The organism is Pseudohaliea sp. (assembly GCF_054552115.1).
Window position 1 is genome coordinate 1 of the sequence record NZ_JBTOLW010000051.1, and the last position, 9966, is coordinate 9966.

Consider the following 9966-nt stretch of genomic DNA (forward strand, 5'->3'; position numbering starts at 1 on the left):
CAACAACCGCAGACTGCTCACCTCTATCGGCGATGTCCCGCCCGTGGAGTACGAGGCTGCGTATCATCAACAGGAAACCGAGTCGGCTATGGTGGCCTGACTCAAACCAAAGAGCCTCCGGAATTCCCGGGGCGATTCACCGTGCTGTCGCGGCTGCGCGGTGGCAGGGTCTACGACCTGTCGGTCGAGTACTTCATCGGCATGCCCAGCTGGCAGGCTGCCGGCGATCCTCACTACCGTATCTGGATGACGCACACCCCGCACGGCACGATCGTCGACGACCCCCTGGGCACGGGAAAGACGATGAACGGTCACGTCAGCTACACGGGTGCCGCCGTCTCCATGTACACGCATACGGGCACGCACATCGACGGTCTCGCGCATTTCGGACTCAACGGCAGGATCTGGAACGGCTTTGAGGCCGGCGAGCACCTGGGCGACCGGGGCTGGCGCGTTGCCGGCATGGAGAACATGCCGCCGATCGTCGCGCGTGGGATCATGCTGGATGTGGCCTCCGCAAAAGGCCTTGCAATGCTGCCCGATGGCTACCGGGTAAGCCGCGAGGACCTCGTTGCCGCGGCGCAGCGCCAGCAGGTCCGCTTGCGGGAGGGAGATGTCGTTCTGATCCGTACCGGGCGCATGCTCCACTATGAGCAGGCGGCAGCCTACATGGCCAATCCGCCAGGGCTCGGGCTGGAAGCCGCACGCTTCCTGATCGAGGAGTCCGGCGCGATGATCGTCGGCGCGGACAACCTCAGCCTGGAGGCCTTCCCCTCAGAGCTCGCCACCGATTATGTGCCGGTCCACACCTACCTGCTGGCGGAACAGGGTGCCCCAATCATCGAGCTCACCTGGCTGGAAGACCTTGCTCGCGACGAGGTGTACGAGTTCGCCTTCATTGCCGCAGCGCTCAAGCTCCGCGGCGCCGACGCTGCACCCTTCCGCCCCATCGCCATTCCCCTGCGCTGAAGCCTGCCGGCTGCGGGCGCAGCGGCACAGGCGCGAGCCGGCTCAGGCAAGCGCCACCGACACCCGGTGCTCCACCGGGTGAACCGGCGGCCCGAACTGGGTGTAGATGGCGACATCGGCCGCGTCCCGACCGTAGCCGATGACCACATAGCCCCCTCGCTTCACGGGCTGGGTCGGGTCGAAGGTAAACCAGCGATGGGCAACATACGCCTCGAACCAGGCATGGAACTCCATGGGCTCGAGGCCATACAGGTAGCCCACGACTATGCGTGCAGGAATGCCCAGGGCCCGGCAGAGCGCGATGCCGAGGTGGGCGAAGTCCCGGCATACGGCCGTGCCCTGCTGGTTCACCTCTACCGCCGACAGCGACGTGTAACTGCTCCCCGGCTCGAAGCGGAACGTCGATCGCAGCCAGTGCTCTATCGCCGCGACCTGGTCGTAGCCGGGTGCAGAGCCGGCCGTTAGCTCCTGTGCCATCGCATTGAAGCGCTCGGCCTCGCAGTAACGGCTGGGCAGCAGGTACTTGAAGACACTGTCGGGCAGGTTCTGGCTCTCGACGAAGCAGCCCCCGGGCTCTTCGTCGACCTCAGCGTCCGTCCTTATCCTCGCCGCGGTGGAGAGACTGAAATCCCCGGGGGGCGCTACCAGGCGCTGACAGAGGTTGCCATAGTCATCGGTGAACTCGTAGACGGGAACCTCGGGGTCGAGGAGATACTCCTCGCTGGACACCCATTGCTGCGCCCCGCTCCGGGGCCGCAACATCAACACGAAGGGGGTGGGAATCTCGATGCGGAACCGTAGCCGGCAACTTGTCTGCAACCACATCGGCAGAACCCTGGCCCGCTGCGGGCACGTCAAAACACGGGATTATGAACGATGACGACCGCAGCTGTCGAAGCGGCCGTCGAACGCGCGCGGTCAGCGCGGCCCGTTCAAAGGGACAGCCGCTATTGCTGCGGCGCCTGCAGGGATCCCAGGTGGGCGGCAATGGCGTGCATCACCCGTGGCGTCTCACTGTCCACACGGTCATTCTCCGCCTCCGGGTCGGAACTCTGCTTGACGATCACCACGTCCTGCTCCGCGTTGATGTAGATGAACTGCCCGTGAATGCCCAGGGCGGCTACCGCGTCGACGCCGCGGTAACTCCACCACTGGTCGTGATAGGCCGTGGCCACCTCGCCGTACCAGGGATCCTCGTAGTAGCGACCGAATGCGGAGTGATTGCGGTGCGTCCTGATCCGTGATGCTACCGCCGGCGGTAGCACCTGCACGCCGCCGGCCTGCCCGTCGTCGAGGATCATCTGGCCGAAGCGCGCCGCGTCACGAAGCGTCAGCGACAAACCGCCGCCAGCCATCTCAATGCCGAGCGGATCGACCCAGTAGCTAGCCTCGGACTCGGTGCCGAGCCTGGACCAGATGAGGGTGTACATCGCCTCGGCCAGGGTCATGCCGGTGACCCGCCGGATGATCCAGCCAAGGACTTCCGGGTCCGGCGTCACGTAATGGAAAGCCTCGCCGTGCGCGAGCGCAGGCAGCTTGTCCTCGAGACCCTGCAGATGCGCATGGAGTCCCTCTCCGCCCGGGTACATCGCGGTGATGAAGCGGGAAATATCCGACTCCGGGTCGTCATAGGTCTCGTCGTAGGCGATGGAGTTGGTCATGTCCATGACCTGCTGCACCGTGGCGTCGCCAAACGCGGTGTCGGCCAGCTCCGGCAGGTAGTCGCGCACCACCCTGGCCCCGTCGACCAGGCCCTGTTCCATGAGCGTCAGCATCATGGCCCCGGTGAAGGACTTGGTCACCGAGAACATCAGGTGCGGTGTTGCGGGACCCTGGCCGTTCTCGTACCGCTCGTACACGATTGCGCCCCGGTGCATCACCAGGAAGGCATCGGTGTAAGCGGAGTGGAGCCAGTCGCCGATGGTCGCAGTGCGCCCGTCGCCGAGAGCAACGGTTAACGCATCGAGGTCGACCGGCCGGCGCGGCAAGGGCCGCGGCACCGGCGCGGCGGGCACGGCTCGCGTGGGAAACAGTTCCCGCAGGTGCTGGAAGCTCCAGCGGTTGTACGGCGGCTCGATGAAGTTGTGGATGGTCACCAGCTTGTCGGGGGGTACCGGCGTCCCCGCCATCAACCCGAGCTCCGCGGCGCCGGGCGGCGCTTCCGCGCGGGCGAAGGGCACGGCGAGGAGCAAACTGCACAGCAGCACACAGGTCCGGGAACGACTCGGCGTGCAAGCTCGATTTGTCATGGTCTTGGTCCTCAGGCACTCGATCACCCGAGTATAGGACACACCCACTACAGCGGGTGTGTCGGCCCGGCGAGCGTTGATCGGACTGGCGCTGGCCAACGGGTGCCGCCGGCCTGGCCGGAGCCTCTGGCCGGACCCTGTTGCACCCGGGGGCAGGAAGCGGGATGCTGGCGGGCCGCGGCGAGCCGGGACCGGCATGACTTCGGCGCGCCGCCGGGCGCAGCGCGCCCTGCCCGATCGCCCGGTCACCAAGCAACGAGGTGCCCCCGACACCATGCGCACCACAGCAGGCAAGGCCAACGTCAGGAACCGTGTGCTGTTCCAGTCCCGGTGCCTGAGCATCTATCTCGTGCACTACGCCGAGGGCCATCGCGTCATGCCCCACGTCGACATGGTGGCAGAGGGCCGGCTCTACAAGCTCAACTGCGTACTGGTGAAACCCCGGCGCGGCGGCGAGTTCTCCTGCGAACGCAGTATCTTCGATCTCCTCGGTCGACTGGTGCTGTTTCGACCGGACCGTTACCAGCACGAGGTAACGAGAATCGAGGACGGCAGCCGCTGGCTGCTGAGTGTTGCACTGAACAGGCCCTGACAGCACTGCTCTCGTTGAAGGCGCGCACTGCCGGGGCCCGGCGCCAGGCTCCGTCGCTCAGCAACCGCGAGCGCAGTGAGCCGCCGGGCGCTGCCAAACCAACGGCCCCGGGGTGTATCCTTCCCACCCCTTTCCCCGGCTGGACCTCATGACCTTTTTCATTGCCCTCCTGCCTGTTATCGCTATCGTCGCCATCGGCCATTTCCTTGCCTGGCGCAACAGCCCTCCGGCCGAGGGCTGGCGGGCGATCGAGCGCCTCTGCTATGTCCTGCTCTTTCCCTGCCTGATCATCCGGGTGCTGGCGAACGCGCCCTTCGAGGCATCGCCCTGGCCTATTGCCGCGGCGCTGATCGGAGCGCAGTTGATCATGGCCGCCGTGGGTCACGGCGCGCGCCTCTTACCGGGCATCAGGCGCGCGACCGTCGGCAGCATCATCCAGTCCAACGTTCGCTGGAACACCTTCGTAGCGCTGTCGCTGGCGGGCACGCTCTACGGCGACGAGGGCATCGCGCTGACCGCGGTCGCCGCCGCGGCGATGATCCCGACGGCGAACGTCATCTCGATCCTGGGTTTCAACCAGTACGGTGACCGGGAGATCAAGCGGCACCCGTTCCACGAGCTGTTCCGGAACCCGCTCGTGATCGCCTGCGTCATTGGCGGACTCATCAACGCGAGCGGCCTGGCGATCCCCGCCGTGATCGACCGGGTGCTGGAGACGCTGGCCGCGGCGGCGCTGGCCCTGGGCCTGCTCGCGGCCGGTGCCGGGCTCGATCTCGGCGCGCTCAGGCGGTCCGGAATGCCCACCGCTGCCTGGTCACTGGTCCGGATCCTGGGCCTGCCTGCCCTCGCAGTCGGCATCGGCCGCGGCCTCGGCGTGGACGGCATCGGCCTCGCCGTCATCGCGATTGCGGCGGCGACACCCACGGCCACCAACGGCTACGTCCTCGCCCGCCAGCTCGGCGGCGACGCGCCCTTCATGGCCAACCTGATCGCCACGCAGACGGTGCTCGCGGCGGTAACCATGCCCCTCGTCATGTGGGGGTTCGGTCTTCTCTAGGCGACTGGCGGGCGCAAGGCATACCCATCGCGGGGGAAGTGAACATGCACGGACCCCAGGCCCTCTGTTTCCCGGGCGAGGATGTAGCGCTCCCCGGTGGCGGCGACCAGCCTGCCGGTGACTCCGATCTTCGCGTAGTCATCCGGCGCGATGGTCGCCTCGCTGCCGAGCGCTTCGTGCGCACCGGGATCATCCGGTAGCGGTCTCGGCTCGGTCTCCGCGGCCTCGCAGAAGGCCTGCTCCGCCGTCATTTCCCGGCGGCCACCCTGCCCCAGCGATGCCATGCGCTGCAGCCACTCGCCGACGTTCGCGTAGCGCTCGAGCGTGCTCGCGCCGCCGACGCTCTGCGCCAGCCAGATGGGGTGGTAAGCGCAGAAATCGGCGTAGCTCAGCCCGTCGCCGGCGAGACACTCCTGCGCTGCGAGGTGCCCGTCGAGATCCGCCAGGTACGCGTCGAAGACGCGGGCGGCCTCCGCCCCCCGCGGCGGCCGGGTGCTGGCGTCTTTCATCATGCCGGCGCGGTCCCGGATAAAGCGGACCGTGCCGGCCGGGCCCACGGACGCGAGCAGCCTGCCCAGCAGCTTGAGGGGCGGGGCCGAAGTGATGGCGGCGAAGAACACGTCGCCTTCCGCCCGCTCGGCGAGCGCCTGCGCCGCGGAATCCGCTACGGTCGGCGCGAGCTCGCCGAGCCCGGTGAGCGCAGCCAGCTCCGCCGCAATCAGCGCGGTGTCGCAGAAGACGTCTGCGCCGAGGTGGGCCACGGGAATGCGCCGATAGCCCCCGGCCAGCGGATCGATGTCGGGCCGTGGCGGGTAGGGCGAGGTGAGGACCGAGCCCCAGGCCTGGCCCGCCAGGCCGAACATCGCGCGGATCTTTTCGGCGTAGGGCGATGCCTCGTAGTGGTGCAGGAAAAATGTATTGCCGCTCATGATTCACCTCTTGCCGTGCGGCGCGCTGACACGTGCGCTGGGCCGCGGGATAGCGGTTGCGGGCCGCCGGGGCCCCCGATGCCCGAGAGTACGCGATAGCGGCGGTACACGCACCGGCGCCAGACGCGACTCTGTTATCGTTGCGGGGTCACCGGGCCCCGCTGTCCGGGCACCCTTTAGCAGAGGAGGCGCGACCACAAGCTAGCGCAGAGAAGCTGCCGCAGGAGATACCCATGGCAAAGCGAGACGTTCCCCGCGAAGCACCCGTTCCACCGCTGGACCCGGGCCACGTGCGAACCATTGAACAGGCCGGCGGCCACCTGGCGCCCCTGTCGCCGATCGGCGGCAGGCTGGAGGGTATCGATCTTCGCGGGGAGCGGCCGGCGGAAGCGGTGTTAGCGGCCCTCGAGGCGGAGATGGCGAGCCGGGGCTTCATCGTCTTCAAGGGCCAGCAGGGGCTCTCCGCCGAGGAACTGGTGCAGGCCTGCCAGTGGTGGGGGGGCCGCGCCCTGCACTCCACCCACGGCGTGCACCCGGCGACGCCGGGCGGCAACCGGCATATCTTTCGCCTCTCAAACGATCAGCACCACGGCATCCTGGGCGTGGGGCCGCTATTCCACAATGATGGCGCGTTCTGCGAGGCGCCCTTCTCCCACGTGGCCTATCACATGGTGCGCGTGCCGGAGCACGGCGGTGGCACGGTCTTCGCCCACCTCGGCGCTGCCTTCGATGCCCTGCCGGCCGCGACGCAGGCGCGGTGGCAGCGGCTGTCATCCGTGAATGCGACCACCGGCGTGGTCCATCCACTCGTGCACGATCACCCCCTCACCGGCCGGCGCAGCGTATGGCTGCATCTCGGCATGACCGGCGCTGTGATCGAGAGTTCGCCGGAGGGCGACGCGCACCGCCTGCTCGATGCGGGCGAACTCACCGCCCTGTGCCGGGCCTACAACGCCCTGTTGAGCGACGGCATCGACGATGGCTACACCGTGTCCTACGAGTACGAGCCGGGCGACTGCGTCTTCATCGACAACTACGCCGTCGCGCACAAGGCTGCTGCCGAGGCCCACCAGCCTGCCGCCGAACGGGGACTGCGCATCATGCACCGGGCGACGATCAGGGCGCCCTTCGCTTGCTTCTCGCCGGGCTTCGGCCTGCCGCAGGCTCTCGATATCGGCGGGCCGAACCCCTTCGGCCAGGGCGTCTGGCAGGCAGGGGGTATCGGCTTTCGCTGGGACGCCACGGCGCCGATGCAGAACTGATACGGGCCAATGCTAGACTGCCGCCTATGCCCGCTGCCCCCCGGCGCGGGCAACGGGAATAACACGACCACAGAAAGGAAAGCACCACCATGCCAACCGCAATGATCACCGGCGCGAACCGCGGCATCGGTCTCGAAATGCTCAGCCAGTATGCCGCGCGCGGCTGGAAGGTCATCGGGACCTGCCGCGACCTCGAGGGTGCCCACGCGGCCCGTGCCCTGGCCGACAGCCATGCCGGCGTCACCCTGTACCCGCTGGACGTGACCGACAGCGCGGCCGTCGATGCCCTCGCCCGGCAGCTTGAGGGCACCGCCATCGATCTATTGATCCTGAACGCGGGCGTGATGAGCCCCGGCTCCAATACCCTCGGGAAACTGGACGCGGCGGACTTCCTGCGTGTTCTCGAGGTCAACGTGGTCGCGCCTGCGATCTGCGCCCAGGCGTTTCGCGGACACGTGGCTGCAAGTGAACGCCGGACCATGGTCGGTATCGGCAGTTTCCTCGGCAGCATCGCCAGCAACGACGATGGCGGGCTCTACAGCTACCGCAGCAGCAAGGCCGGGGTTCATGCGGTCATGCGCAGCCTGAGCATCGACCTGCGCGGTGAAGGGGTGACGGCCATTGCCATGCACCCGGGCTGGGTGCAGACGGACATGGGCGGCGCCGAGGCCGCCATCAGCGCACAGGAGTCGGTTGCCGGCATGCTCAGCGTCATCGACGGACTCAAGCCCGGCGACAGCGGGCGGCTGCTCACCTACGCGGGCGAAGAACTGCCCTGGTAGCTCTTTCTTTCGCACTGCCTGGCAAATTCAAGGCAGTGCCCCGGCCTCCACCAGGAGTGCCTGCACCGCCTCGGCCAGGCGCCGGTAGCCGGCCGCGTTGAGGTGCACCGGATCCGACTTCAGGCTGCGGTCGCGCAGGAGCCGTGGCAGGGTGCCGCTGTCGATGGGCACGGCCAGTTCCCTGGCCACCTCCTCGTAGAAATCGGGCGCGGACAGCGTGAAGCTCCTGCCCGGTACGCCCAGCATGGCAACCCGCGCGCCGGCCCTGCGGCCGGACTCAACCATGGCACGCAGGTTGGCTCGGGTATCCTCCGGCGGCAGCTTGCGCAAAGTGTCGTTGCCCCCGTGGACCAGCAGGACGAGATCCGGCTTGTGTTCATCGAGCGCTGCCGGCAGGCGCTCCCGGCCCGCGGCACTCACCTCCCCCGGGACCCCCGCATTGACGACCGTGAGCCCGGTCAGCTGCGCCAGCACGGCCGGGTAGGCGGCGTCGTGCGGGGCGCCTGTGCCGTAGGTGAGGCTGTCTCCGAAAGCCAACACCGTGGCGTCCTCCGGCAGCGGGCTGAGGGAGGGCCCGCCACAGCCGACGAGGACTGCCAGCAGAAAAACGGCGGTGCCAGCCAGGGAGGCAGTCTTCATGCGAGCGGGCGCTACCAGGTCGTCCAGCCGCCGTCGACAGCGAGCACAGCACCGGTGACAAAAGAGGCGTCGTCGCCAGCCAGAAACAGCGCGGCATTGGCGATTTCTGCCGGCGTGCCCAGCCGTTTCACCGGGTGCATGGACTTGATCATCGCTTCACCCTCGGGCGTGGCGCAGGTGGTGCCGCGGATGAGTGGCGTGTCGATACCACCGGGCGCAATGGCGTTCACGCGGATACCGTGCTCGGCATAGTCGATGGCGCAGGTACGGGTCAGGCCGACGACGCCGTGCTTGGCAGCGGTATAGGCCGCCGCACTGGGAAAACCGACGATGCCCGCGGCCGAGGCGATGTTGACGATACTGCCGCGGCCCCGCGGGTGCATGCAGCGCAGCTGGTGCTTCAGGCAGTGGAAGACGCCGTCGAGGTTGTTGGCCATCAGGGCGCGGTAGTCCGCGGTAGCGGTCTCGTGCAGCGGGCCCGTCGGGCCGAGGATACCGGCACAGTTGACGGCGCTGTCTACCCGCCCGTGCGCCGCGACCAGCGTATCGAGGGAGGCAGCGACGCCCTCCTCGTCCACCACATCCAGCACCGTGGTGGTCAGCCGCCCGCCCGCCGCGTGGTGCGTATCAGCCAGCGCCGAGAGGCGCTCCGCGTCGCGATCGATCGCGGCAACCACCGCGCCCTCGGCGAGGAGGCGCGTCGTGACGGCCTCCCCGATGCCGGACGCAGCGCCGGTGACGTAGACAATCTTTCCCTCGAATTTCATGGCGCCCTCCAGGCTTTGGCTTGGTCAGCGCACAGTCATAGCACAGCCGGGCTCACCGTGCCGCCCCGCGGGATCAACGCACCGTATCGTAGACCCGCTGGCCCCAGCCGATGAGTTCACCGTTGCGGAAAACCAGTGGCGTCGTCTCATCGCGGCTCGTCTCGCCGTCGCTGTGCCGGTGCCGTGTGCGGTAGAACAGCACGCGCACTTCCTCGCCGTCACGGGTAAAGGCCTCGGAATCGGCAGGCGTGCCCAGCCGGTCGACGACCGCGTCCTGGGACATGCCGATGCTGAGCTGGCTGATCGCCTCGCGATTGTCCTCCTGCGCACTGCGCCAGTCGTCCGTGTCGCCATGCTCACCGTCGATGAAGACGCAGCCGGTGACGGTTGCGACAAGCAGGGTGGCGAGCATGAGCCGGGGTAATGTGTTCAAGGGAAATCCTCCTGGGTCCGGGTGGATGGCGCGGTGGCCGGAAGCGCCATTATCCTGCCAGCCCCGGCGAACGTCCCCGGCCGGAAGCGCAGTTCGTCGCGCTGCGGGCACACTCCGTCGCTTTCGGGCTTTTTCGGGCTTTTTTTCGGTTCATCGTAGATTACCGGGGAACGCCGCGCGGATCTTCAGGAAGAAATACGCCTCGTCCCGGTAGCCATAGGCCATCCGCTTGATGACCTTTATTCGGTTGTTGATCCCCTCCAAAACGCTGGTATGTAGTGGGTGCC

12 protein-coding genes are annotated in these 9966 nt (G+C 67.7%); 5 read left to right on the top strand and 7 right to left on the bottom strand.

All coding sequences use genetic code 11. The features are described from left to right. Positions 1 to 141 precede the first annotated feature (141 nt). Positions 142 to 969: a cyclase family protein gene (locus ACX93N_RS16010; RefSeq protein WP_459429440.1), complete on the top strand. Its 828-nt coding sequence runs from the start codon at positions 142 to 144 to the stop codon at positions 967 to 969. A 42-nt stretch (positions 970 to 1011) separates the two neighbouring features. Here the strand turns inward: ACX93N_RS16010 and ACX93N_RS16015 are convergent, their stop codons facing one another. Both ACX93N_RS16015 and ACX93N_RS16020 read right to left on the bottom strand, forming a co-directional pair. Next, positions 1012 to 1698: a transglutaminase-like domain-containing protein gene (locus ACX93N_RS16015; RefSeq protein ID WP_459429441.1), complete on the bottom strand. Its 687-nt coding sequence runs from the start codon at positions 1696 to 1698 to the stop codon at positions 1012 to 1014. A gap of 218 nt (positions 1699 to 1916) precedes the next feature. Then, positions 1917 to 3176, bottom strand: coding sequence for a serine hydrolase domain-containing protein (locus tag ACX93N_RS16020; RefSeq protein WP_459429442.1), 1260 nt, complete (start codon positions 3174 to 3176; stop codon positions 1917 to 1919). 316 nt (positions 3177 to 3492) lie between these two features. Between ACX93N_RS16020 and ACX93N_RS16025 the strand changes: the two genes are divergently transcribed. Continuing rightward, positions 3493 to 3810 (top strand): 2OG-Fe(II) oxygenase, encoded by a 318-nt coding sequence (locus tag ACX93N_RS16025; RefSeq protein WP_459429443.1) that lies wholly within the window; start codon positions 3493 to 3495, stop codon positions 3808 to 3810. 148 nt (positions 3811 to 3958) lie between these two features. Next, positions 3959 to 4867, top strand: a complete 909-nt coding sequence (locus ACX93N_RS16030) for an AEC family transporter (protein WP_459429444.1) — start codon at positions 3959 to 3961, stop codon at positions 4865 to 4867. On the opposite strand, the gene ACX93N_RS16035 is transcribed toward ACX93N_RS16030, so the two are convergent. After that, positions 4864 to 5796 carry a glutathione S-transferase family protein gene (locus tag ACX93N_RS16035; protein ID WP_459429445.1) on the bottom strand — a complete coding sequence of 311 codons (933 nt, stop codon included), beginning with the start codon at positions 5794 to 5796 and terminating at the stop codon, positions 4864 to 4866. The two genes, ACX93N_RS16030 and ACX93N_RS16035, sit on opposite strands and share 4 nt — an antisense overlap. Before the next feature lie 233 nt (positions 5797 to 6029). On the opposite strand from ACX93N_RS16035, the gene ACX93N_RS16040 reads away from it, so the two are divergent. Then, on the top strand, positions 6030 to 7058 hold the full coding sequence (locus ACX93N_RS16040; protein ID WP_459429446.1) for a TauD/TfdA dioxygenase family protein: 1029 nt from the start codon (positions 6030 to 6032) through the stop codon (positions 7056 to 7058). 89 nt (positions 7059 to 7147) lie between these two features. Further along, the gene (locus tag ACX93N_RS16045; protein WP_459429447.1) at positions 7148 to 7840 is read left to right on the top strand and encodes an SDR family oxidoreductase; all 693 of its coding nucleotides are present in this window, start codon (positions 7148 to 7150) and stop codon (positions 7838 to 7840) included. Positions 7841 to 7867: 27 nt separating this feature from the next. On the opposite strand, the gene ACX93N_RS16050 is transcribed toward ACX93N_RS16045, so the two are convergent. The 4 genes from ACX93N_RS16050 to ACX93N_RS16065 all read right to left on the bottom strand — a co-directional run. Continuing rightward, positions 7868 to 8479, bottom strand: coding sequence for an arylesterase (locus ACX93N_RS16050; RefSeq protein ID WP_459429448.1), 612 nt, complete (start codon positions 8477 to 8479; stop codon positions 7868 to 7870). 11 nt (positions 8480 to 8490) lie between these two features. Further along, positions 8491 to 9246: an SDR family NAD(P)-dependent oxidoreductase gene (locus ACX93N_RS16055; protein WP_459429449.1), complete on the bottom strand. Its 756-nt coding sequence runs from the start codon at positions 9244 to 9246 to the stop codon at positions 8491 to 8493. Between the two features lie 73 nt (positions 9247 to 9319). Then, positions 9320 to 9679 carry a DUF3192 domain-containing protein gene (locus ACX93N_RS16060; RefSeq protein WP_459429450.1) on the bottom strand — a complete coding sequence of 120 codons (360 nt, stop codon included), beginning with the start codon at positions 9677 to 9679 and terminating at the stop codon, positions 9320 to 9322. A gap of 150 nt (positions 9680 to 9829) precedes the next feature. Continuing rightward, on the bottom strand, positions 9830 to 9966 hold a 137-nt coding region (locus ACX93N_RS16065), incomplete at its 5' end, for a transposase (protein ID WP_459429451.1).

Excerpts from the sequence above, each read along its gene's own strand:
- ACX93N_RS16025 (WP_459429443.1), top strand. The coding sequence starts at position 3,493 with ATGCGCACCACAGCAGGCAAGGCCAACGTCAGGAACCGTGTGCTGTTC.
- ACX93N_RS16030 (WP_459429444.1), top strand. The coding sequence starts at position 3,959 with ATGACCTTTTTCATTGCCCTCCTGCCTGTTATCGCTATCGTCGCCATC.
- ACX93N_RS16035 (WP_459429445.1), bottom strand. The coding sequence starts at position 5,796 with ATGAGCGGCAATACATTTTTCCTGCACCACTACGAGGCATCGCCCTAC.
- ACX93N_RS16040 (WP_459429446.1), top strand. The coding sequence starts at position 6,030 with ATGGCAAAGCGAGACGTTCCCCGCGAAGCACCCGTTCCACCGCTGGAC.
- ACX93N_RS16045 (WP_459429447.1), top strand. The coding sequence starts at position 7,148 with ATGCCAACCGCAATGATCACCGGCGCGAACCGCGGCATCGGTCTCGAA.
- ACX93N_RS16050 (WP_459429448.1), bottom strand. The coding sequence starts at position 8,479 with ATGAAGACTGCCTCCCTGGCTGGCACCGCCGTTTTTCTGCTGGCAGTC.
- ACX93N_RS16055 (WP_459429449.1), bottom strand. The coding sequence starts at position 9,246 with ATGAAATTCGAGGGAAAGATTGTCTACGTCACCGGCGCTGCGTCCGGC.